Origin of the sequence: Rhodanobacter sp. C01 (assembly GCF_002001045.1) — a bacterium.
Lineage (GTDB): Bacteria > Pseudomonadota > Gammaproteobacteria > Xanthomonadales > Rhodanobacteraceae > Rhodanobacter.
Genome location: NZ_MUNR01000011.1, coordinates 107615 through 130080, shown reverse-complemented (window position 1 = coordinate 130080; position 22466 = coordinate 107615). Strand labels below are relative to the sequence as shown.

19 protein-coding genes are annotated in these 22466 nt (G+C 64.0%); 3 read left to right on the top strand and 16 right to left on the bottom strand.

Annotated elements, in window-relative coordinates:
* Nucleotides 1-102: 102 nt before the first annotated feature.
* Nucleotides 103-588, bottom strand: a complete 486-nt coding sequence (locus B0E50_RS09815) for a MarR family transcriptional regulator (protein WP_077441022.1) — start codon at nt 586-588, stop codon at nt 103-105.
* Nucleotides 589-656: 68 nt separating this feature from the next.
* Here B0E50_RS09815 and B0E50_RS09810 point away from each other — a divergent pair, with 68 nt between their 5' ends.
* Complete coding sequence (locus B0E50_RS09810) at nt 657-1178, top strand: O-acetyl-ADP-ribose deacetylase (protein WP_077441021.1); 522 nt, start codon at nt 657-659, stop codon at nt 1176-1178.
* Nucleotides 1179-1183: 5 nt separating this feature from the next.
* On the opposite strand, the gene B0E50_RS09805 is transcribed toward B0E50_RS09810, so the two are convergent.
* From B0E50_RS09805 to B0E50_RS09755, 11 genes are all read right to left on the bottom strand, one after another.
* The gene (locus tag B0E50_RS09805) at nt 1184-2884 is read right to left on the bottom strand and encodes a BatD family protein (RefSeq protein ID WP_077441020.1); all 1701 of its coding nucleotides are present in this window, start codon (nt 2882-2884) and stop codon (nt 1184-1186) included.
* Entirely contained in the window at nt 2884-4785 is a 1902-nt protein-coding gene (locus tag B0E50_RS09800) for a tetratricopeptide repeat protein (RefSeq protein ID WP_077441019.1), read from the bottom strand. The genes B0E50_RS09805 and B0E50_RS09800 overlap by 1 nt, the downstream gene beginning before the upstream one ends.
* A complete protein-coding gene (locus tag B0E50_RS09795; protein WP_077441018.1) occupies nt 4782-5768 on the bottom strand; it encodes a VWA domain-containing protein in 987 nt (328 codons plus the stop codon). The genes B0E50_RS09800 and B0E50_RS09795 overlap by 4 nt, the downstream gene beginning before the upstream one ends.
* Nucleotides 5761-6297 (bottom strand): DUF4381 family protein, encoded by a 537-nt coding sequence (locus B0E50_RS09790; protein WP_254427243.1) that lies wholly within the window; start codon nt 6295-6297, stop codon nt 5761-5763. Before B0E50_RS09790 ends, B0E50_RS09795 begins: the two co-directional genes overlap by 8 nt.
* Nucleotides 6294-7229 (bottom strand): DUF58 domain-containing protein, encoded by a 936-nt coding sequence (locus tag B0E50_RS09785; RefSeq protein ID WP_077441017.1) that lies wholly within the window; start codon nt 7227-7229, stop codon nt 6294-6296. Before B0E50_RS09785 ends, B0E50_RS09790 begins: the two co-directional genes overlap by 4 nt.
* Nucleotides 7226-8221, bottom strand: coding sequence for a MoxR family ATPase (locus tag B0E50_RS09780; protein WP_077441016.1), 996 nt, complete (start codon nt 8219-8221; stop codon nt 7226-7228). Before B0E50_RS09780 ends, B0E50_RS09785 begins: the two co-directional genes overlap by 4 nt.
* A 180-nt stretch (nt 8222-8401) precedes the next feature.
* Entirely contained in the window at nt 8402-10585 is a 2184-nt protein-coding gene (locus B0E50_RS09775; protein ID WP_077441015.1) for a type IV pilus secretin PilQ, read from the bottom strand.
* A gap of 55 nt (nt 10586-10640) precedes the next feature.
* Nucleotides 10641-11183: a pilus assembly protein PilP gene (locus B0E50_RS09770; RefSeq protein WP_077441014.1), complete on the bottom strand. Its 543-nt coding sequence runs from the start codon at nt 11181-11183 to the stop codon at nt 10641-10643.
* Nucleotides 11180-11848, bottom strand: coding sequence for a type 4a pilus biogenesis protein PilO (gene pilO / locus B0E50_RS09765; RefSeq protein ID WP_077441013.1), 669 nt, complete (start codon nt 11846-11848; stop codon nt 11180-11182). Before pilO ends, B0E50_RS09770 begins: the two co-directional genes overlap by 4 nt.
* Nucleotides 11845-12606, bottom strand: a complete 762-nt coding sequence (locus B0E50_RS09760) for a PilN domain-containing protein (RefSeq protein WP_077441012.1) — start codon at nt 12604-12606, stop codon at nt 11845-11847. Before B0E50_RS09760 ends, pilO begins: the two co-directional genes overlap by 4 nt.
* Entirely contained in the window at nt 12606-13664 is a 1059-nt protein-coding gene (locus B0E50_RS09755; RefSeq protein ID WP_077441011.1) for a pilus assembly protein PilM, read from the bottom strand. The genes B0E50_RS09760 and B0E50_RS09755 overlap by 1 nt, the downstream gene beginning before the upstream one ends.
* A gap of 252 nt (nt 13665-13916) precedes the next feature.
* Between B0E50_RS09755 and B0E50_RS09750 the strand changes: the two genes are divergently transcribed.
* Both B0E50_RS09750 and B0E50_RS09745 read left to right on the top strand, forming a co-directional pair.
* The gene (locus tag B0E50_RS09750; protein ID WP_077441010.1) at nt 13917-16466 is read left to right on the top strand and encodes a penicillin-binding protein 1A; all 2550 of its coding nucleotides are present in this window, start codon (nt 13917-13919) and stop codon (nt 16464-16466) included.
* A 92-nt stretch (nt 16467-16558) separates the two neighbouring features.
* Nucleotides 16559-17230 (top strand): hypothetical protein, encoded by a 672-nt coding sequence (locus B0E50_RS09745; protein ID WP_077441009.1) that lies wholly within the window; start codon nt 16559-16561, stop codon nt 17228-17230.
* Between the two features lie 76 nt (nt 17231-17306).
* Here B0E50_RS09745 and B0E50_RS09740 read toward each other — a convergent pair whose 3' ends face one another.
* The 4 genes from B0E50_RS09740 to recG all read right to left on the bottom strand — a co-directional run bounded on the left by B0E50_RS09740 (nt 17307) and on the right by recG (nt 22406).
* Complete coding sequence (locus B0E50_RS09740; RefSeq protein ID WP_077441008.1) at nt 17307-18602, bottom strand: citrate synthase; 1296 nt, start codon at nt 18600-18602, stop codon at nt 17307-17309.
* Between the two features lie 275 nt (nt 18603-18877).
* Nucleotides 18878-19132 (bottom strand): type B 50S ribosomal protein L31, encoded by a 255-nt coding sequence (locus B0E50_RS09735; RefSeq protein ID WP_077441007.1) that lies wholly within the window; start codon nt 19130-19132, stop codon nt 18878-18880.
* Nucleotides 19133-19246: 114 nt separating this feature from the next.
* Entirely contained in the window at nt 19247-20182 is a 936-nt protein-coding gene (locus tag B0E50_RS09730; protein ID WP_077441006.1) for a nucleoside hydrolase, read from the bottom strand.
* A 109-nt stretch (nt 20183-20291) separates the two neighbouring features.
* Nucleotides 20292-22406, bottom strand: a complete 2115-nt coding sequence (recG, locus tag B0E50_RS09725) for an ATP-dependent DNA helicase RecG (RefSeq protein WP_077441005.1) — start codon at nt 22404-22406, stop codon at nt 20292-20294.
* Nucleotides 22407-22466: the final 60 nt, after the last annotated feature.

The window sequence follows — 22466 nt, the reverse complement described above, 5'->3', positions numbered from 1 at the left end:
AACGAGGTCAAATACCGCAGCAACGTTGCGGTTTACCTGTCACGACATGATCCGCACTATGCCTTCTCGATGCCCTGCGTGGACCGGGACCGATGGCACTGGTCATCCGGGATCTGGCGATTCAGAGCCAGCCGCTCCGGCGTCATCCGGCATCTGCTCCAGCGCCAGCAGGTTGTCCTTCATCCGGCTGATCACCGCCAGCGCCTGCTGCAGCTCGTCATAGCCGATGCCGCGGGTGGCGTCCTTGCGCAGGTCGCGCGCGATCAGCTCCATGTCGCCGACGATCACCCGCGCCTGCTCGGTGGTATGCAGCCGCCATGCGCGGCGGTCCTTCGGATCGGGGCGACGCTCGACGAAGCCGGCAGCCTGCAGCCGATCAATCACGCGCCCCACGGCGATCGGCTCCATTTCCAGAAATTCGGCCAGCTCGGTTTGCCGCAGACCCTCGCGGTGGTACAACACCTTCGTCGCGCGCCACTGTGCGCGGGTCAGCCCGAATTTCACCGCTCGCCGGTCGAAGTGCTTGCGAAACAGCAAGGTCACGTCGCTGAGCAGATAGCCGAAGGAAATGTCTTCCGTTTTCGCCATGATCCGTTGAAACCTCGTCGCCCATAGGGCGTCGCCTGAAAGCATACGGCGCCGCCAGCACCGAAGCCATGCCCATCCAGGCCATCACCGCCGATATCACCCGATTACGGGTAGACGCCATCGTCAACGCAGCCAATCCCGGCTTGCTGGGCGGCGGCGGCGTGGATGGGGCGATCCATCGCACCGCCGGACCGGCGCTGCTGGAAGCCTGCCGCCAGTTGCCCGAATCCGCCCCCGGCGTGCGCTGCCCGACCGGCGAGGCGTGCATCACACCCGGTTTCGCGCTACCCGCGCGTTACGTGATCCACACGGTCGGACCGGTCTGGCACGGCGGCGGCCAAGGCGAGGTGTTGCTGCTGGAGCGGTGCTACCACAACGCCATGCGCATGCTGCGGAGATACGGACTGCACACAATTGCGTTCCCGGCGATCAGTTGCGGTGTATACGGCTACCCGCCTGCGCAGGCCGCCAGGGTGGCCGTGGACACGTTGCGGGATGAGCTGGCCGATGACGCCTCGATCGACGTCACCTTGTGCTGCTTCAGTGACGCCATGCATGCCGTGTTCCAGCACGCGCTCACCGCCGCCTGACGTGATCAGTGCAGCTTGAACGGATACAGCGGCGGCAGGCCTGCATCCGCGTCGCTGGCACCGACGGATCGCCACACGAAGCCGCCGCGAAATGCCTCGACCAGTGACACGCCACCCCCAGTAATTGGCGCACTCGCGTAATGGCGCTGCTGCAGGGTGGCGATCGCTTCACGCTGCGGTTCGTCGCCCAGCGCGGCAGCCAGTTCGCCCAGATGCTGGATCGCGGGACGTTCGGCGCGGGCCCATGCCAGCAGGCTGCGTACCTGGGCTGCTGAGTCGCTGCCGCGGGCAGCTGCGAGGAAGGCCAGCTGGCATTGTCGCGCCGAGGTGCGCGCCACTACCGGCACAGTGGCCACCACCGTCACCGCGCGTCGTCGCCACAGCCACCACGCGAGTACGCTGAGCAGCCACAGGCCGATGCTGGCCAGGGCAATCCAGCGCCATGGTACGGTCAGTGCCTTGCTCCCCGGCATCGCTGTTGCCGGCGCAATGTTCGCGGCAGCCGCCGCGGTTGATGCTGTTGCAGCCGGGGAAGCCACGGCAGCGCCAAGTGCCGGCAGGATCGTGATGCTGTGTGCCGGAATCTCTGCCGTCTCCAGGCGGTCAGTCAGCACGTTCCACCATTTCAGGGTGGTGGCGGGGATGGTCAGCGTGCCGGCACGCTCCGGCACGATCGCAAACGCCTGCTGTCGCCAGCCGTTGATCCACTGGCCATCCTGGCGATTGCCGGTAGCCGGCTTGTCCGGATACACCGTGGCACCATCCAGCGGCGGCAGGCTCAACGCCGGCAGCACCTCATAAGACAGGCCAGCCGCTTCCATGCGCATGGTGAGATTCAACGGCTGACCCACGCGCGGTGAATCCTGTGCCGTCGGCAGGCCATCCAGAGTCAGCGTCAACTGGCGCGCCGGCAGCCACGCGCTCTGGCCCCAGTCGGCGGGGGCTGCCTGCACATCGACCGTCAGTGCCGGCGCACTGGCCGAGACCGGCAGGCTGGCACCGAAGAAACTGTTGGGATCGTTGGGATCGATCGCTGCGCCCTGAAAAGCCACCGCGGGAATCTCGAGATGTCCGGCGTGCTGAGGGATCAACGCATAGCGTTGTTCGAGCACATGGTAATTGCGGCCATCGCGCTCGGCATCGTAGTTCAGGCCGTTGCCGAGCGGGTTGACCTGCGCGCCATCGACCTGCGGCGGCGCGGGCGCATCGCCAGTGATGCGATTCGCGTAGTAAAGCCGCACCACGTAACTCAGTTGCTGGCCGACGTAGCCATGCGCCGGCTCGACCTGCGCCTCCATGAAGACGTCCTTGCGCTCGGCCGCAGCGGTCGCGGGGGCGGGGGCGGCTACCTGCAATTGCAGCGGCGCGGTCTGGCTGCCGGCTACGGTCAGCGCCGGAATCTGCAGAGTGCCGACATGCCTGGGGCGCAGCGCGATGCCAAACGTCATCGATGATGTCGCCGCGCCGTTGACGATGCTGAGGCTGCTGTTCTGTGAACTGCCGAGTATCTCGAAGTCCTTGTTCAAGGCCCCCAGATCGGGGGCGTCGACGTTGCCGGCATGACCATCGACGCGCAGGTTCAGCGTCACGGTCTCGCCCAGTTGCACGCTGTTGCGATCCAGGCTCGCCGTCACGTCGGCAGCACGGCCGAGCGTGGGAATCAGCACCAGCACCAGCAAGCAATGGGCAATGAGTCGTCGGAACATCACGGCTGATCATCCTCGTTCGGTGCACCGCCGTGGCGCTGCAGGTATTCCAGTTCGAACTTGCGCCGCAGCAGCGCACCGGGATCGTCCGGCACCCGCTGCAGGGCCTGGCGCAGATCGGCGGGCAGCTTCGATTGCGGATCGTCCTGCGCCATCGCGCCGAGCTGATGAGTCTCTTGGCCCGGCTGATCCTTCGGCTTGCCGGCCAGGGCCCGATCCATCTGTTGCTGCAAGGCCTTCTGCGCCTGTTCGGCCTGCGCCTTCTGTTCGGCCTGCTGCTGTGGCGTCAATGGCTTGGGCTGGCCGCCTGCCTGGTCCTTGCCGGAACGATCCTTGCCCTGCTGATCCTGCGCCTGCGATGGATCGTCCTTGCCACCTTGGTCGGACGGCTTGCCGGCATCTTGCTTCGACTGTTGATCCTGCGGCTTGCCTGTCTTGTTGTCCTTGTCCTGCCCATCGGACGAGGACTTGTCCTTGTCGCCGTTCTGACCCGACTGCTGCTCCTGCTGTTGTTGCTTGTCCTGTGGCTGCTTCTGCTGTTGCTGGCGCAGCCAGTCCTCGACTGCCTGGCGATTCGCCTTGGCGTCGGCATTGCCCGGATCGAGTTTCAGTGCACGATCGTAGGCAGCGATGGCCTGTTGATACTGGGTTTGTTTGGCCAGCGCATTGCCGAGGTTGTATGCCGCATCGCTGCCGGGCGCTTGCTGCAGGGCCTGCGCCGCACTGGGGTAATCGCCGGCACGGTACGCTGCCGCACCACGCAAGACCGGATCATGGGCGAGCTGTTGTGCCTGCTTCGCATCGCCATTGCGCAACGCCTGCGCCGCCTGCTGATCGGGGCGTTGCCACAGGTCGTGCCAGCTCATCGCCTCGGCGGTCGCAGGCATCAGTGGTAGCAACACCAACGGCAACAGCAATAACCAGCCACGTCGGAACGCCAACGCCACGATCGGCAGCAAGGGCAACAGCAGCCACGGGCCGCGATCCTGCCATTCGTCACTGGCCTGTCCGTTTGCGCTGGCGACCGACCCGGCGCGCAGCTGCGCATGCAGCGCGTCGATATCTCCGTGACCCGCCTGCATCGGCACGTAGCTACCGCCGCCGGCTGCTGCCAGCGTGGCGAGCGCGCTGTCATCGCGACGGGCCAATGTCATCTGCCCTTGCGCATCGTGCAGGAAGCCGCCATCGGGCAGTGGCACCGGGCCACCCTGTGGCGTGCCGATGCCAAGCACCGATACGCGCACGCCGGCAGCGCTCGCCTTGCGTGCCGCGGCGTCCGCAGCGGCATCGGCCTGATCGGTGATCAGCACCAGCGAGCCGCCATGGACCTTGGCGTCGTGGATCAATGCAGCGCCGCGCTCGATCGCCCGTGCCGCATTGTTGCCATCCACCGGCATGGTATCCGGCGCCATCGCATCGAGCAGGTCGTCCAGGCTGTTCGCGTCGGAGGTCAGCGGCGCCACCACGAAGGCTTCCCCGGCATAGCCGATCAACGCATTGAGCCCGTCGTGATTGCTGGCCAGCAAATCGTGCGCCTTGTAGCGTGCGCGATCGAGCCGGCTCGGCGCCATGTCACGTGCCAGCATGTGCTGCGACAACGAAATGGCCACCACCTGCGCTGCGCGGCTCGCGTACAACGGCTGCATGACACGGTTCCAGCTCGGACCGGCCAGCGCGAACGTGCATAGCGTCCAGCCCACAGCAAACAACCATAGCGGCAAGGTTCGATGGCCGGCATGGCCACGCAACAGATGCGGCAGCAGACTGGCATCGACCAGCCGCAGCAGCTCCCGTTGCGCCACATCGCGTCGCGTGCCAAGCCAACCAAGCAACGGCAGCAACACCAGTCCAAGCAGCCACCACGGCCGCAGGAAATGAAACTGTTGCAGCGCCTCGCTCATGCGGGCTGCTCCGCTGCACCACCGAACCGGCGCGGCACGATGACCAGCATCAACAGCACGATCGCGGCCAACAACGGCCAGTGGAACAGCTCATGCCGCGGCCGCAGTGTCGGTCCGTGCTGTGGCATCGGTTCCAGTGCGTCGATCGCACGATAGGCATCGGCCAGTTCATTGCTGTCGGTGGCGCGAAAGAACTGGCCGCCGGTTTCCCTGGCGATGGCGGTGAGCATGTCCGCATCCAGATCCGCCGAGGGATTGATCAGCTGGCTGCCGAAGAATCCCGGCACGCGCATCCGGGTGGCGCCGATGCCGATGGTGTAGATGCGCACGCCGGCAGCCTTCGCTGCACGGGCTGCCTCACGCGGCGAGATGCTGCCGGCGTTGTTGACTCCGTCGGTCAGCAGCACCAGCACGCGCTCCGGTTCCGGCAGCGCCGACAACCGCTTCACTGCCACCGCAATGGCATCGCCGATCGCGGTCTCGGTGCCGGCCAGCCCCACCACCGCGCCCTGCAATTGCGCACGCACGGCAGACAGATCGTAGGTCAGCGGAGTCACCAGGAAGGCCTGACTACCGAACAGGACCAGGCCCATCTCGTCGCCGCTGCGGCGATCGATGAAGTCACCGGCAATCGCCTCGACCGCACCGAACCGACTGATCGGATGCCCTGCCAGTTCCATATCCTCGGTGTGCATGCTGCCGGACAGATCCACTGCCAGCATCACGGCGCGTCCGCTGCGTTGTTGCGCCTGCGGCGGACCGACCCATTGCGGGCGGGCGGCAGCGGCCAGCAGGCACAGCCATGCCAGCGCCAGCAACCATGGCACGATGCCATGCGTGGCGTTGCCACTCACCGTGGTCAGTTGCAATCCCGGCTGCGGCAGATGCAGTGCCTGCCCCGGTGCCGCCGGTCGCAGCCAGCGCCGCAGCAGCCACGGCAGCGGCAGGAGCACGATTACCCAGGGCCACGCAAACTCAGGCATGGGTTCCCTCCGTCACTGCCGCCTTCCATGTCGCCGGCTTCAATGCCAGAGAGAGCCATTGCCGCACGGCCGCCACGGCGGCTGCGTGATCGAACGAAGGCAGCGGGTGATAGATCGCCTGTTCCAGCGCCAGCAGCCGGTCCAGCGTGCCCGCATTGACAGGCACCCGCGCCAACGTCTGCCGCCATGCGGTGCCGCGTTGCTGTGCGGCCCTGACATCGTGCTGTCGCGCCACTCGCCGCAACAACTGGTGCAGGCCGCTCGCCAGCGCCGGCTGATCGCCATCACGCTGGTATTGGAGTGCCAATCCATCGAGCTCATGCAGCACCTGTTCGCGCTGACGAATTCCGTGGCGATGCCGTCGCCACCACCAGGTACCCAGCAGCAAGGCCAGCAGCAACAAGGCAGCCAGCCCCCACCAGCCTGGTGCCGGCGGCCACCATGGAGGTGCGGGTGGCAGATGGATATCACGCAAATTCGGACCCGTGGGCGCGGCAGGCGCTGTGGCCGGGATGGGCAAGGCGCTCATCGCGCCAACCTCGCAACACCGAACAGGCCGGTGACCGATGACAACGGATCGGCCACGGTATCGATCTGGCTGCAGCGCAGGTTCAGCGATTGCGCCAGTTCGCCCAGTCGCGCCGGACCAGCGCCGAGTGCGCGCTGGAATTCACGGCGCTGACGCTCGGACTGCAGCACGACTTCGCTGCGTTCGCCCGCGTATTCCAGCGGATAACGCCCGGGTGGCACCAGTGCGAGCTCCAGCGCGTCGGCGACCACCAGCACAGTGACGCTGGCGTGGCGGGTGAGATCGAGCAGTCGCTGTCGGGCCGACGCATCGCAACTGAAGCCGTCGCTGATCAGCAGCACGCGGCTGGCGCCATGCAGCACGCGGCTGGCGCGGATCAACGCATCGGCCAGTGCCTCGACCTTGTTCGATGCAGGCAGTGCATCCCACTCGGCCAGCGCACCGCATACCGCCAGCGCACCGTGAGAGCCGGCTTGCGGACGCAGCAACTGCTCCGCGTGGCCGAACGCCATTACCCCAACCCGCTCGCCAGCACGCGCGGCATACCAGGCAGCGCAGGCTGCTGCTCGCGCGGCCTGCACCGACTTGAAGCGCACCTGCGTGCCAAAGCGCATGCTGGCGTGGGTATCCAGCAGGATCAGCAGGCTGCCCTCGCGATCCTCCTGGAACAACTTGGTATGCAGCCTGCCGCTGCGCGCCGTCAGTCGCCAGTCGAGCCGGCGCACATCATCGCCGGCCATGTAGACGCGCGACTCGGCGTAATCCATCCCACGCCCATATAGACGGCTGGACTGCTGACCGCTGTGCGCGGAACGACTTGGCAGCGGTGCCATGCGGACACGACCAACCCGCGCACGCAGCGCAATCAGTTCGGCCAGCGACACCTGGCCTCGGCCATCGCCATCCACCCGAGGTTGCTCGAAAGCGTTCACGGCAGCGGCACGAGATCCAGCAGGCGGTCGATCACCCGATCCGGCCGCACACCCTCGGCTTCCGCCTCGTAACTGAGCAGCACTCGATGGCGCAAGACTTCGTGGACGATGGCATGCACGTCCTCCGGCAACACGTAGTCGCGTCCGGACAGCCATGCCTTCGCACGTGCGCAACGATCCAGCGCAATGGTTGCGCGCGGGCTGCCGCCCCAGGCGATCCAGCGCTTGAGTTCGGCCCCGTAGCGACCGGCATCACGCGTGGCCAACACCAACTGGGTCAGGTATTCCTCCAGCGCCGGTGCCATGTGCACCGCCATCGCCGCGTCGCGCGCGGCAAACACATCGGCCTGACTCAGCAGGGCCTGCGGTGCAGCCAGCGGATGCACTCGTTGGCTGGCCTGCTCGCGCGCCAACCGGAGTATCGCCAGTTCGGCGACCGCATCGGGATAGCCGATCGTCACGTGCATCAGGAAACGATCGAGCTGGGCTTCCGGCAGCGCGAACGTGCCTTCCTGCTCGATCGGATTCTGCGTCGCCATGACCATGAACAACTCGGGCAGTTGCCAGGTGCTGCGGCCTACCGTGATCTGCCGCTCGGCCATCGCCTCCAGCAGCGCCGACTGCACTTTCGCCGGCGCACGATTGATCTCGTCGGCCAGCACGATGTTGTGGAACAACGGGCCACGTTCGAATTCGAAACTGCCGGACTGCGGGCGGAACACATCGGTGCCGGTGAGATCCGCCGGCAGCAGGTCCGGGGTGAACTGCACCCGGTGGAAATCCGCCCTGATCCGTGCTGCCAATGCCTTCACTGCCGTGGTCTTGGCCAGACCGGGGGCGCCCTCGACCAGCAGATGGCCATCGGCCAGAAGCGCCACCAGCAGGCATTCGATCAGGTGTGGCTGACCGATGACGCAGGCTTGCAGCTCATCGCGCAATCGCGCAAAGGCCTGTTGCAAGCTGCTCTGGGAGGGGATGTCAGGCATATCCATGTTCGGTTTCCGTGGTCGACGTGGTGCTGACCGGATTCGGTGTGTCATTCGGGCGCAGGATCCGGCCGCGTGCTACTGACCATAATCTGCGCCGGAAGTTTAGCCGGCAGGCCATGACCTTCGACACAGCAAAAAAAGAGGCGGCCGAAGCCGCCTCTTTTTCATCGCAAACTTTGGCGTTTACTGCAACGTGTCGCTGAGCACGCGCGGCGTCACGAAGATGAGCAGTTCGGCCTTGGTATCGCCACGTTGCGTCTGCCGGAACAGGATGCCGATACCGGGGATATCGCCCAGACCAGGTACCTTCGTGATCGTGTTGGTCTTGTCGATCTCGTAGATGCCGCCAAGCACCACAGTCTGTCCGTTGTCCACCAGCACCGAGGTATTGATCGAGCGAGTGTCGATATTCGGCACCTGACCGCTGCCGGGCACCTGGGTGTAGCCTGCCAGCGCATCCTTGGTCACGTTGATCGCGAGATACACGCGACCATCGGCCGTGATCGTCGGCGTCACCTTCAGTTCCAGTACCGCGTCCTTGAAAGCCACCGTGGCGGTACCGCTGCCAGCACTGCCACTGGTGTTCTGGAACGTGACGTAGCCGATTTCCTGACCCTGGCGGATCACGGCCTCGACATTGTTGGCGGTGATCACACGCGGGCTGGAGATCACCTCACTGCGACCTTCGGTCTGTGCCGCGGACAGCTCCAGATCCAGCGAGTAGTTCGCACCAAGAAGGGCCAGGCCGAAACTTCCGCTTGGCGTTGTAGCGGGAAGATTCACGTTGAGCCCGGTGGTCCCAGTTCCTGCAGCGTTGAGACCGCCGCCGATGGAAACGACGTTGCCACCGCCAACCCCTGTGGCCAAGCTGCTTGCAGCCGTAGTGGAATTCTGGAACTGAGTGTTGTTCTTGCTGCCACTGACACCGAACTTTGCACCCAGTTCGCGGGTGAAATCATCGGTGGCGATCACGATGCGCGACTCGATCAGCACCTGCTGTACCGGTTTGTCCAGCACCGCGATCAGAGCACGCAGCTGCTTGATCTTGTCCGGCGTGTCGTTCAGCAGCAACGTGTTGGTACGCACATCGTAGGAGGCGCTGCCACGTGTCGACAGGAAACCGCGCTGGACATTGGCACCGCTACCACCGCCGGCGCTCTGCGCTTGCAGGCTGCCCGTGGTCAGCAGTTTGGCGATATCCGCGGCCTTGCCATAGCTGACCGGAACATACGCAGTCTCCAGCTCGGCGGTGTCCTGCGCCTTCAGCTTGGCGTCGGCAATATCCTGCTCGTACTTGGCCAGTTCGGCCTGCGGCGCAACCCAGATCACGTTGCCGTTGCGACGCTTGTCCAGGGTCTTGGCGCGCAGGATCACGTCCAGCGCCTGATCCCACGGAACGTTGACCAACCGCAGGGTAACGCTGCCGCCAACGCTGTCCGAAGCGACCAGGTTGAGCTTGGATACGTCGGCAATCAGCTGCAACGCCGAGCGCACCGGGATGTCCTGGAAATTGAAAGTGACGCGCGAGCCGCTGTAGCTCGGCTCCTGGCCAAGCTTGGCCAGCATCGCCGCCTTGGAGGTGTCGGCTTTCTTTGGCGCCACTTCGACCACGTATTGATCAGGAGTCTGATAGGCCGAAGTATCGACATCACCCTTGATCGCGATTTCCATGCGTGCACCACCGCCCACCCCGGCATGGGTGACGATGGATTGCACCGGGGTGGCGAAGTCCAGCGTATCAAGTCGTTGTGCGAGATTGGGTGGCAGGTTCGCGTGATCGATCGTGACCAGCACCTTGTCACCGTTGCGGGTCATTTCGGCATTCGCGCCGCTGCCACTGAAGCTGATCAGCACGCGGCCTTCGCCGTTCGTACCACGGCGGAAATCGATATTGGAGATTGATGGGCCATTCGAAGCCGAGGGCAATGCCTTGCTCGGGTCGACGGTGGCGGCCGTGGTCAGGGACTGGTCCGACGAGCCGTTGTTGATGGTCAGCACCAGGCTGTTGCCCTCGACCCGGGAACGGTAACTGGACTCACGCATCAGCTCGACCACCACGCGGGTGCGGCCGCCCGCAGCAACCGCAGAGACACCGGAAGTCGAACCCTGGCCGATATCCAGATGGCGCGCGGCCGCATTGTCGGTATCGGTAAAATCGATCGCGATGCGCGGTGGATTGCCGGTGGTGAATATTCGCGGCTGTGGCACCGGGCCGCTGCCGAAATCCATGCGCAGCTGAACCTGGCCACCTGGCGAGGTGTCGAAGCTGATGTTCTTGAGCGTGCTGCTGGCCGCCATCGCAGCGCTGCTCCAGGTGGCAGCAGCGAGCAACAGGCCCATCAGCATGTAACGGCTTGCATGGCGCATGACACGGCCCCGGACGGATTGGATTTGGTTGGTCATTGCATCAGCCCCTGTCTACCTATTTCGCGTCAAGCGCGATGCTGGCCGGACGTTCCATCCAGCCGCCATTACCGTTGGATACCAGCTCGACCAGATCGATATGGTCATCGCTGATGGCCGTGACGTGGCCGTAGTTCAAGCCCATGTATTCACCGACGCGGACGCGATGGATCACGCCCCCCGGATCCTTCACCAGCACCTCCAGGCCCGACCCCGCACCAAGCGTTCCGACCATCTTCAAGGTGTCGAGCGCGAACATTTCCAGTGGCTGCTTTGCCCGGTTGGCATCGGGTCGCGGACCGCTGTTGCTGGTACTCGCCTGCAGTTCGGCCGTACTTGGACTGAACGGGTCGCGCCGATCCTGATCGTCGTACTTGAACGTCTCGAACGTCTTGATCACCGGCAATGGAGGAATGGGGGCGCCTCTCTTGGCCTTTTCCTGGGCGACCCAGTCGCGCAGATCGGACATGCCGCGGGTACATCCACCCAAAACCAGGGCGGCTCCCAAGATCAGCAGCGCACGCATCACGTGGGCAGGCCTGATGGCAGCAAACTTGTTCATTTCTGCCCCCCTGCCTTGACCTTGGCATTCTTCTTGGTCGCGGCGGCGCTCTCTTCGTCGTCCAGATAACGATAAGTCTTCACCGTACCTTGCAGCACCAGTTGTCCATCATCCGGAGCAGCACTGCCCTTGGCGGGTTTCGCTGGAGTGAGGGATACGTCATGCAAAGTCAGGATCACGACCCGTGGCAGCGAGGCCACGCCGCTGATGAAGGTGCCGAACTGGTGATAGGTGCCAGTCATGCGCAAGGTGATGGGTTTCTCCGCATAGAAGTCCTTGGGCACTTCCGGGCCGGGCTGGAACAGTCCGGTGTCAAGCCCGGCCGCCTGGGCGGTCTGCGAGATGTCGGTCAGTAATTCCGGCATCTCGGTCTTGCTGGGCAGCTGGCGCAGCAGCTGGCGCAGCATGTCCTGCATCTCGTCGAGCTGCTGCTGCAGGGCCTCCAGGTTGACCGACTTGGCCTGCTTGGTGGAGAACTCCTGCTTGAGGCTCTCTTCCTTGCTGGCCAGCGAAGTCAGACTGTCCTGCTGGTCACTCACGAAGAAGTACCAGCCGATCAGCAGGACAACCGCAAATACCAGTACGGTGAAGAAGATCTTGACCGATTGCGGCCAGCCGCCGACGTTGTTTCTATCCAGACTGCGGATATCGTCGAGGAACTTCATGGCGTGGTCCCTCCCGCAGCAGGCACGCTTCTTGGCGTGATTTCGGGCTTGGCTTCCGACTTGACGGCTGCAGGCACGCTGGCCGATTTCGCGGGAGTGCCTGTAACGGCCTTGGCCGCCGCCCCAATTACAGTCGGTACGGAGGCCGCGGATGGACCTGATGCACTGCCGGCTGCGGCGGGAGCCGCACCGTCTTCACCCATTGCATCGTCCGTCTTCGGACGGCTCAGCGATACGTCCAGACCGAAGGTATAAGGCATGCGGGAAGCGTCATGGCTGTTTTCGGTCTTGCGCAGGTCGGCGTGCCCCATCCAGGGTGATACCTCGATGTTGCGCATGTATTCGGCGACGCTGGCATTGGACTGCGCCACGCCATCGAGCGACATCGACTGACCATTCTGCTTGAGCCCGGTCAGACGCGCGCTGGTAGGGATCGTCTTCACCAGCTCATCGAACAGATGCACCATCTGCGAGCGGTCCGCCTGCAGCTGCTCGATGATCTGCTTGCGTGCCAGCAGGTGCGAACGGACCGTCTCCAGATCCTTGATCTTGGCGATGCGCACGTCGAGCTGCTTGATCTCGGTCTGCAGGTAGGTGTTGCGCTCGTTCTGGTTGTCGATGCGCTGGTTCATCCAGAACACCCACAGCAGCAACACGCCGACTGACGCCAGAAAAGCGGCACCCAGCTGCATGTAGAACTCGCGTTCGCGCTGCTTGCGCCGTTCGGCGCGCCACGGAAGTAGGTTGACGTGTGCCATCAGTCGAAGCTCCTCATGGCGAGGCCGACCGCGATCATCAAGGCGGGCGCATCCTGGGCCAGCGACTGCGCCTGCACCCTTGGTGAAAGCGACATGCGGGCCAGCGGGTTGGCGACGACGCAGGGAACGCCGAGCTGCTCTTCCAGCATCGGACCGAGCCCCTCGATCGAGGCGCAACCACCCGCCAGCACCACCTGATCAACCTTGCTGTATTCACTGCCAGCAAAGAAGAACTGCAGCAGGCGGCTGATCTGCTGGATCAGCGACTCCTTGAACGGCTCCAGCGCTTCGGTTTCGTACGACTCGGGCAGGCCACCCTTGCGCTTGGCGCGACCGGCCTCCTCATAGGAAAGACCGAAGCGGCGCATGATCTCGTCGGTCAGCTGCTTGCCGCCGAAAACCTGTTCGCGTGAATAGATGGTGCGCTGGTTGCGCAGCACCGACAGCGTGGTCATGGTGGCGCCGATGTCGACCACCGCCACCAGGGCGTCACGCCCGACGTTGAGCTGATCGGCGACCATCGCGAAGGCGTTCTCCATCGCGAACGCCTCGACGTCGATCACGCTGGCGGTGAGTCCGCCCAGATCCAGCGCCGCCACGCGCATGTCGACGTTCTCGGTACGCGAGGCCGCCAGCAGCACGTTGTTCATGTCGGGGTTGTCGCGTACCGGCCCGATCACCTCGTAGTCCAGGCTGACTTCGTCGATCGGATACGGGATGTACTGGTTCGCCTCGACCTGGATCTGGCCCTCCAGATCGTCGTCGGAAAGCTCGCTGGTCATCGGAATGATGCGGGTGATCACCGCCGACCCGGCCACCGCGGCGGATGCGTGTTTGAGCTTGGAGCCCGAACGCGCCAGCGCGCGGCGGATCGCATCGCCGACTGCCTCGACCTCGACGATGTTCTTTTCGACCACGGCATTGGGTGGCAATGGCTCGACCGCGTAATGCTCCACGCGATAGCGGCCACCCGCTTGGCTTAGCTGCAGCAGCTTGACGGCAGTCGAACTGATGTCGACACCAATCAGCGCCGGCTTCTTGGGTGTAAAGAGCCCCACGGTGTTTCCCCCTTGCCGCTGACGCCCTGACCAGAATCCTGGCGGGATGCGCAGTGGCATTAAATCGAAAAATTAACGCAATGGCAACGGTCTACGGAAACTTTCTCAAGTAATTGGCGTGATGTCCAACACATTTACGGAAGCGCTCTATTTGGCGCAACCCTTGCTTTGGTCGACCACGCCGCATGCAGCAGATACTGCTACATCTATACTCTGGCATGTTTTGACTCAGGTCTCGCTATCCCCCACACCATGCGAATTTTCAAGCGTTTGTTGCGCTGGGCATTGATCCTGGCCTTTAGCGGTTTGCTGCTGGCAGTCATTGCCGTTGGTGTAGCGTACTGGCTGGTCGCTCCAAGACTCCCGTCGGTGGCCGTCCTCAAGGACTACCACATGCAGGTACCGCTGCGCGTACTGAGCGCCGATGGCAAGCTGATTGCCAGCTTTGGCGAGACGCGGCGCATCCCGGTGGCCATCAACGATGTACCGGACCTGCTCAAGCATGCCGTGCTGTCGGCCGAGGATGCAGAGTTCTACCATCATCCCGGCGTGGATTGGCGCGGCATCGTCCGCGCCGGCTGGCACGTTGTGGTGACCGGTGGCGACAAGGGCCCTGGCGGTTCGACGATCACCCAGCAGGTCGCGCGGAACATCTTCCTCAGCCCTGAAAAGCTGTACTCGCGCAAACTTACCGAGATCTTCATCGCCTTGCGCATCGAGCACGAGCTCAGCAAGGACCAGATTCTCGAGCTGTATCTCAACAAGATGTTCCTCGGCCATCGCTCCTATGGCGTGGCCGCTGCCGCCGAGTATTACTACGGCAAGACGCTCGACCAGCTGACCGTGGCCGAGTGTGCACTGATTGCCTCGACCTTCCAGCTGCCCTCGGTGGCCAATCCGCTCAACAGCCCGAAGCGCGCCATTGCCCGACGCAACTGGGTACTCGGCGAGATGCTGAGGCATGGCTACATCACCAGACCGGTTTACGAGCAGGCGATCGTCGAACCGAACCATGCCATTCCGCACGAACAGCCGATCGAGGTGGACGCGCCGTATATGGCGGAAATGGTGCGCCGGCAGGTGCTTGATCGACTGGGCAATGAGGCGCTTACCGAGGGCTACGTGGTCAAGACCACGCTGCAGAGCAGCCGCCAGCAGATCGCGGTGGAAGCGTTGCGCAATGGCCTGATCACCTACGATCACCGGCATGGCTGGCGTGGCCCGGAAGCGCATCAGGATCTCCCCGCGCAGGCCAGTGACCAGGTTTGTGACGACGTGCTGTCCGGCTACGTCACCATCTCGGGCCTGCAGCCGGGTGTGGTCACCGCCAGCAGTGCGCAGGAAGCCACGATCTATCTGGCCAGCCACGAAAGCGTGAAGCTCGATCTTGCTGCACTCAGCTGGGCTCGTCCGCATATCGACGAAAACCGCGTCGGCGCAGTTCCGCGCAGTGTCGACAGTGTGCTGAAGCGTGGCGATATCGTGCGGCTGTCGCGCAACGACAAGGGTGACTGGCAACTCGACCAGATTCCGGCCGCCCAGGCAGCGCTGGCCTCGATCAGTCCGGAGGATGGTTCGATCCAGGCGCTGGTCGGCGGCTTCAATTTCGGCCGCAGCAAGTTCAACCGCGCCGTGATGGCGGCGCGCCAGCCGGGCTCCAGCTTCAAGCCGTACCTGTATTCGGCGGCCTTCGAACGTGGCTTCACGCCGTCCTCGATCATCAACGACGCACCACTGGCTCTGCCCGATCCATCGAGCCCCGGCGGCTTGTGGACACCATCCAATGACGACGGCAAGTTCGCCGGACCCATGCGCCTGCGCGAGGCCCTGCTGCAGTCGAAGAACCTGGTCTCGGTGCGCCTGCTCGATGCCATGGGTCTGCGCTTCGCGCGCCAGTACGTCACCCGTTTCGGCTTCCCGCTGGATGCGCTGCCACCCAACCTTTCGCTGGCTCTCGGTACGGCCTCGGTTTCGCCGATGGGTATGGCGCGCGGTTACGCCGTGTTCGCCAACGGTGGCTATCTGGTCACACCGTATTTCATCAGCGAGATCGACGACCGCAACGGCAAGCCGGTGTACCTGGCCAATCCCGCCCGAGCCTGCAGCGACTGCCAGGAACGCCTGCTCGACACGAGTCCCCCGGGCCCACCACCGGCCGACATGCTGAAGACCCCGGCCAATGACATCGCCGTGACCGGCACCACCCAGGCGCCAGCCGAAGCCAGCAGCATCGATGGCGCGGGCGTCGCAGCGCTGCCTGCGGATATCCATGGCGAAAAAAGCCACCCGCCCGTACTCGCCCCACGCGTAATCGATCCGCGCAACGACTATCTGGTCACCTCGCTGATGAAGGACGTGATCGCCAGTCCCCGCGGTACCGGCTACGCCGCCAAGGCACTGAATCGTGCCGACCTGGCGGGCAAGACCGGCTCCACCAACGATCATCGCGATGCCTGGTTCGTCGGCTTCAATGGCGACGTTTCGACCGCGGTATGGGTCGGCTTCGACGATTTCAGTGCACTAGGCAAATCCAACGGCGTCGGCGAATTCGGTGCCCAGGCCGCGTTGCCGATCTGGATGGATTACATGGGCGCCGTGCTGAAGGGGTTGCCGGAGAACACCTTGCCAATGCCGCCCGGCATCAGCACGGTCCTGATCAATCGCGAGAGCGGCCTGCCTACCTCGGCAGACGATCCCGACAGCATGAACGAAATCTTCAAGGTGGAGGACGTCGATCGCCTGCGCACCCAGGCCAGCCAGCAGAAAGAGCAGGACCAGCAGCACGCCTACGATATCTTCTGACCACGGATCGTCCGACCCGGATCTGCCGCCCCATGACCGGCTGCTTCAGGTAAGGTGGAGGCCGCCGGTTACCGAACGACGAGGAACACGCCATGTCGCGAGGCGAACATCACCGTATCCATGCGCATGACCGCGTACAGCGCAATCGACTGCGCATCGCCCAGGAGGCTGCACGCCTGATGAGCGAGCACGGCATCCGCGACTTTCATCACGCCAAGCTGAAGGCTGCAGAACGGCTAGGCATCCTCGACACCCAGGCGTTGCCGCGCAACCTGGAAATCGAACAGGCGCTGCGCGAGCACCAGCGCCTGTTTCATGCCGACAGCCAGCCCCAGCTGTTGCGCCAGCGACGGGAGGCCGCGGTCGGGGCCATGCGCTTTCTCGCCCGATTCGAACCACGTCTGGTCGGTGCCGTGCTCGAGGGCACCGCCGACACACATTCGGCCGTATGCCTGCATGTATTCAGCGACGATCCTGCCGCAGTCGAGTTGTACCTGCGCGAACACGGTGTGCCGGTCGAGACCCAGGTGCGGCGGCTGCGCTACAACCGCGACGAGCAGCCTGAGTACCCAGTGCTGCTGTTTGCAGCCGACGAGTTGCCATTCGACCTGACCGTGTTGCCACGTGACGCCCTGCGCCGGGCACCCATGGACCGGACCGACGACCGCCCCATGCGCCGCGCTGCGCTGGCCCAGGTTGAAATCCTGCTGGCGGAAGATGACAACGACGAATTCGAGCAGTGCCTTTCTGCCGCGTTGCGCTGATTCGACAATCACTACCCCATAAACAAGAACGCCCCGGTAACCGGGGCGTTCTTGTTGCATCAGATGGAACAGTCGATCAGCGCTTGTCGCCAGGCGTGTAATTGCGCACATCGGCACCGGTATAGATCTGGCGCGGACGACCAATGCGCGATCCCGGCGTTTCGTGCTGCTCGATCCAGTGCGCGATCCAGCCGGAGGTACGTGCAATCGCGAACATCACGGTGAACATCTCGGTCGGGATGCCCAGCGCCTTGTAGATGATGCCGGAATAGAAATCGACGTTCGGGTACAGCTTGCGCTCGACGAAGTAGTCGTCCTTCAGCGCCGCCTCTTCCAGCTTCATCGCTACATCGAGCAGCGGATCGTTGACGCCCAGCTCGGCGAGCACCTTGTGGCACATCTCGCGGATGATCTTCGCGCGCGGGTCGAAATTCTTGTACACGCGATGACCGAAGCCCATCAGGCGGAAGCTGTCGTTCTTGTCCTTCGCGCGCTTGACCGCGGTCTCGACATTGTCGGGCGTCCCGATTTCCTTGAGCTGCTTGAGCACCGCCTCGTTGGCACCGCCGTGGGCAGGGCCCCACAGCGCGGTGATGCCCGCGGCGATCGACGCGTACGGATTGGCACCGGTGGAACCAACCAGGCGCACGGTCGAGGTGGATGCATTCTGCTCGTGATCGGCGTGCAGGATGAACAGCAGGTCCAGCGCCTTGGCCGCCACCGGATTCAGCTGCAGCGGCTCACTTGGCACCTCGAACATCATGTGCAGGAAACGATCGACGTATTCGAGGTTGTTGCGCGGGTAGCGCATCGGCCAGCCGATCGAATAGCGGAAGCAGGCGGCAGCAATCGTGGGCATCTTCGCGATCAGGCGGATCGCCGCCATCTTGCGGTCAGCCGGATTCTCCACGTCGAGATCGTCGTGATAGAACGCCGACAACGAAGCCACCGCCGCGGCGAGCATCGCCATCGGGTGTGCGTCGTGGTGGAAGCCCTGGAAGAAGTTCTTCTGCGCCTCGTGCATCATCGTGTGATGCGTGATGTCGTGCTCGAACGTGGCGAACTCGGCCGGCTTCGGCAGTTCGCCATTGAGCAGCAGATAGGCCACCTCGAGGAAACTGGATTTCTCCGCCAGCTGCTCGATCGGGTAACCGCGATACAGCAGCACGCCCTCATCACCATCGATGTAGGTGATCGCACTCTTGGTGCTGGCGGTGCTGCCGTAGCCGGGGTCGTAGGTGAAGTGGCCGGTGTCCTTGTACAGCGTGCCGATGTCGATGCAGGCCGGTCCGAGCGTGCCGCTGATCAGTGGCAGCTCGCTGCTGCGGTTGCTCGACTCATCCACGAGTTTGACGATCTTGGAATCGGACACGGAAACCTCCTTACATGTGGGTCACTACCGGCGACAACCGTCATGACGGTGCCGTCCGGCGGGGGAGTGCTGGCATCGCACGCCGGGGAAACATGCAATGCAACGGACGCCAAAGGCGTCTTGCTTTCACCATTATCGCATAAGGCCTCATGTGCATTCGATGGCGAATGGTCGAATGGCGGCCACGAAAAGACACGGGGCGAGCCTAGGCTCGCCCCGTGTCTTGAATCGGGTCCGGCCAGCCATCAAGAGAAGATGGCTGGCCGGACAGCCGCTTATTCCTTGGCAGCGCCCGCGTAACGACGACGGAACTTGTCGACGCGACCGCCGACATCCAGCGACTTCTGCTTGCCGGTATAGAACGGGTGCGAATGGCTGGAGATATCCACCTTGATCAGCGGGTACTCATTGCCGTCTTCCCACTTGATGGTTTCCTTGCTGGACATGGTCGACTTGGTCAGGAACGAGAAGTCGGACGACAGGTCCTGGAACACCACCGGGTTGTAGTTCGGATGGATATCAGGCTTCATGACAGGCTCTAAAGCGGTGGTGAAAAGAGCGGCATTGTACCGAGTAACCAGCCGCCACCGCAAGTCTGGTCAGTCAGGCACGGAACGACCCTCGGGCGGCAAGCCTGCGACGGATCAGCTTTCCGCGCCCAACGCACGCCGCACCATCGCGGCAAAGCGGGCCTGATCCACTTCCAGCACGATGTTCGCCTGTGCCGGGCGGCCCAGCCGCGCCGCCCAATCGACCACCGTTGCGCCGCGGGTAAGCCGGCCATCCAACTCGACTGCCACCGCACGCGTCTCACTGCGAGTGACGATCGAGGGGTCGAGCGCCACAGCCATCGCCAGCGCGTCGGCCGCAATCACCCCACTGCGATCATGCTTGGCGTTATAGCGCCGCGCGGTGGCAACGATCTGCCCGAAAAACTCCGCACGCCGGTCACCGGCCGCCAGCCAGCGATCGAATTCGACATCGTCGAACGCATGCCGCAAGGTGACCTCCCAGTCGACCAGATCGAACGACGGGAAGGCCTCGAACACCACGTGTGCCGCCTCCGGATCAAAACCGACGTTGAATTCCGCCGGGACCCGCCCGGTATTGCCATGGCCGGTCACCGCACCACCCATCACCACCAGCCGTGCCACCCGCTCGGGCAGCGTGGGATCCAGCCGCAACGCCAATGCCAGATTGGTCAGGGGTGCCAGCGCCACCAGGGTCAGCTCGCCGGGACGCTCGCGGGTCAGCCGCAGCAAGGCCAGCGCGGCCGACTCGTCCATCAGCTTGGCCTTCGGTTCGGGAAAACCGATATCGCCGAAACCGTCCTCACCATGCACGAACGCGGCATCCTCATCCGGCGCACGCACCAGTGGCGTGGTACAGCCGGCAAATACCGGCGTGCCGGCACCAAGCACATCGACCAGGGTGCGAGCATTGCGCACGGTATGGCCGAGTCCCACGTTGCCGGCAGCAATGCTCAGACCTGCGATATCGGCATGTGCATGCGCCATGAGGATCGCCAGCGCGTCGTCGACGCCGGGGTCGGTATCAATCAGGAGTTGCGGTCGAGTCATGGCGTATCGTCGTTGTCCAATCGCCCAGTGTATGGGACGGGAATGCGGAATCGCAAAGCCTGAAGCACCACGTGATGACGCGCCCATTCTCAACGTCAACTCGCTGCACTCAGGCATTCACGTAGCGTGCGGCACCCCCAATCCAGCGTTCGATCAGTCGTTCGGTGTGCTGCGGATGCTTGCCCAGCATCTGCTCGCCAACCTGCTGCACGGCCGGAAGCAGGTGCGCGTCGCGGGCCAGGTCGGCAATGCGGAAAGCGAGTTGGCCAGTCTGACGGGTACCCAGCACCTCGCCGGGACCGCGCAACTCCAGATCCTTTTCGGCAATACGGAAACCGTCATTGGTGTCGCGCATCACCTGCAGCCGTTCGCGCGCCAGCTGACCCAGCGGTGGCTGGTACAGCAGCAAGCAGTTCGACGCTAACGCACCACGACCGACCCGGCCGCGCAGCTGATGCAGTTGGGCCAGTCCGAGCCGCTCGCTGTTCTCGATCACCATCAGGCTGGCCCTGGGCACGTCCACGCCGACTTCGATGACGGTGGTCGCCACCAGCACCGACAACTCGCCAGCCTTGAACGCATCCATCACCGCCTGCTTTTCCTTCGGCTTCATGCGGCCGTGAATCAGGCCAATCCTGAAATCCGCCAACGCGGCGGAAAGTTCGGCATGCGCCACTTCGGCCGCCTGTGCGCGCAACTGCTCGGACTCCTCGATCAAGGTACAGACCCAGTACACTTGCCGCCCTTCGCCGCAAGCCGCGCGAATGCGCTCGATCACCTCGAGCCGCCGCGCATTCGATATCGCGATGGTCTGCACTGGCGTACGCCCCGGCGGCAGTTCATCGATGGATGACACGTCCAGATCGGCATAAGCACTCATTGCCAGCGTGCGCGGAATCGGCGTCGCCGTCAGCACCAGCTGGTGTGGCACCAACTCACCGTCCCGACCCTTGTCGCGCAAAGCCAGTCGCTGTTGCACGCCGAAGCGGTGCTGCTCGTCGACGATCACCAGTCCGAGCCGCGCAAACACGACGCCCTCCTGCATCAAGGCATGCGTGCCGATCACCACAGGCGCGTCAGCAGCAACCCTTTCCAGCGCCAGCTTGCGCGTCTTGCCGGTCAGCTTGCCGGCGAGCCACTCCACTTCGATGCCGAGCGGCTGCAGCCAGTGCCGGAAATTGCGCAGGTGCTGTTCGGCCAGCAGTTCGGTCGGCGCCATCAACGCGACCTGATAGCCCGACTCGACTGCGGCCAGCGCCGCCAGCGCCGCCACCACCGTCTTGCCACTGCCAACATCGCCCTGCACCAGCCGCAACATCGGCTTGGACTGTGCCAGATCCCATGCGACTTCTGCACTGACGCGCTGCTGTGCCGCAGTCAACTCGAACGACAAGCCGGCAAGCAATCGCCGCTGCAAATTCCCCGTGCCGCCCAGCGCCGGCGCATGCCGACGGCGCACTGCCGCACGCATGCGCTTAAGACTCAGGTGCTGGGTCAGCAGCTCTTCGAACGCCAGTCGTTGCTGCGCCGGGTGGTGGCCGAGCGTGAGCTGGCCGAGATGCGCATCCGGTGGTGGCCGATGCACGTACAGCAACGCATCTCGCAGCGAGGTGAGTCCGTGCTCGGCGCATAATTCAGGCGGGATCAATTCCAGCTGTTCCGCGGGTGGCAACAGCGCCAACGCCTTGCCGATCACACCAGCCAGCCGCTTCTGGCCCAGACCCTCGGTGGTCGGGTAAATCGGACTGAGCAGCTCATCGACGACCACCTCATCGTCGCCACTCAGGCGCTGATACTGCGGATGCACCATCTCCAGCCCCTGCGTGCCGTGGCGCACCTCGCCAAAACAGAGCAGGCGGGTACCGGGATGCAGTTGCTCGGCCTGCGCGCGGTTGAAATGGAAAAAGCGCAGCAGCAGGGTCTGCCGGCTGGCATCGCCGATCGCCACCTTCAATTGCGGGCGATAGCGGAATCCGCGCTCGACCGCCTCGACCATGCCTTCGACCTGCGCCCGCTCCCCCACATGCAGATCCGCGATGGCGGTGACCCGGGTCTTGTCCTCGTAGCGCAGCGGCAGGTGGAACCACAGATCCTGCACCCGTTCCAGCCCGAGCCGTGCCAGCGATGCGACCAGTGCGGGACCGACACCGGGCAACGTACTGACCGGGGCGATACCCGGATCAGTGTCAGCGACGGGAATGGGGCGAGGGGTGCGAACGGCCATGACATGCAAGCCTAACCGAGCACCGCCTCGCATCGTAAGCCGGACACCAATGCAGACTGT

Excerpts from the sequence above, each read along its gene's own strand:
- B0E50_RS09730 (WP_077441006.1), bottom strand. The coding sequence starts at position 20,182 with ATGACTCGACCGCAACTCCTGATTGATACCGACCCCGGCGTCGACGAC.
- B0E50_RS09815 (WP_077441022.1), bottom strand. The coding sequence starts at position 588 with ATGGCGAAAACGGAAGACATTTCCTTCGGCTATCTGCTCAGCGACGTG.
- B0E50_RS09750 (WP_077441010.1), top strand. The coding sequence starts at position 13,917 with ATGCGAATTTTCAAGCGTTTGTTGCGCTGGGCATTGATCCTGGCCTTT.
- B0E50_RS09735 (WP_077441007.1), bottom strand. The coding sequence starts at position 19,132 with ATGAAGCCTGATATCCATCCGAACTACAACCCGGTGGTGTTCCAGGAC.
- B0E50_RS09745 (WP_077441009.1), top strand. The coding sequence starts at position 16,559 with ATGTCGCGAGGCGAACATCACCGTATCCATGCGCATGACCGCGTACAG.
- B0E50_RS09800 (WP_077441019.1), bottom strand. The coding sequence starts at position 4,785 with ATGAGCGAGGCGCTGCAACAGTTTCATTTCCTGCGGCCGTGGTGGCTG.
- B0E50_RS09760 (WP_077441012.1), bottom strand. The coding sequence starts at position 12,606 with ATGGCACACGTCAACCTACTTCCGTGGCGCGCCGAACGGCGCAAGCAG.
- B0E50_RS09805 (WP_077441020.1), bottom strand. The coding sequence starts at position 2,884 with ATGTTCCGACGACTCATTGCCCATTGCTTGCTGGTGCTGGTGCTGATT.
- B0E50_RS09810 (WP_077441021.1), top strand. The coding sequence starts at position 657 with ATGCCCATCCAGGCCATCACCGCCGATATCACCCGATTACGGGTAGAC.
- B0E50_RS09775 (WP_077441015.1), bottom strand. The coding sequence starts at position 10,585 with ATGCGCCATGCAAGCCGTTACATGCTGATGGGCCTGTTGCTCGCTGCT.
- B0E50_RS09795 (WP_077441018.1), bottom strand. The coding sequence starts at position 5,768 with ATGCCTGAGTTTGCGTGGCCCTGGGTAATCGTGCTCCTGCCGCTGCCG.
- B0E50_RS09790 (WP_254427243.1), bottom strand. The coding sequence starts at position 6,297 with ATGAGCGCCTTGCCCATCCCGGCCACAGCGCCTGCCGCGCCCACGGGT.
- B0E50_RS09770 (WP_077441014.1), bottom strand. The coding sequence starts at position 11,183 with ATGAACAAGTTTGCTGCCATCAGGCCTGCCCACGTGATGCGTGCGCTG.
- recG (WP_077441005.1), bottom strand. The coding sequence starts at position 22,406 with ATGGCCGTTCGCACCCCTCGCCCCATTCCCGTCGCTGACACTGATCCG.
- B0E50_RS09780 (WP_077441016.1), bottom strand. The coding sequence starts at position 8,221 with ATGGATATGCCTGACATCCCCTCCCAGAGCAGCTTGCAACAGGCCTTT.
- pilO (WP_077441013.1), bottom strand. The coding sequence starts at position 11,848 with ATGAAGTTCCTCGACGATATCCGCAGTCTGGATAGAAACAACGTCGGC.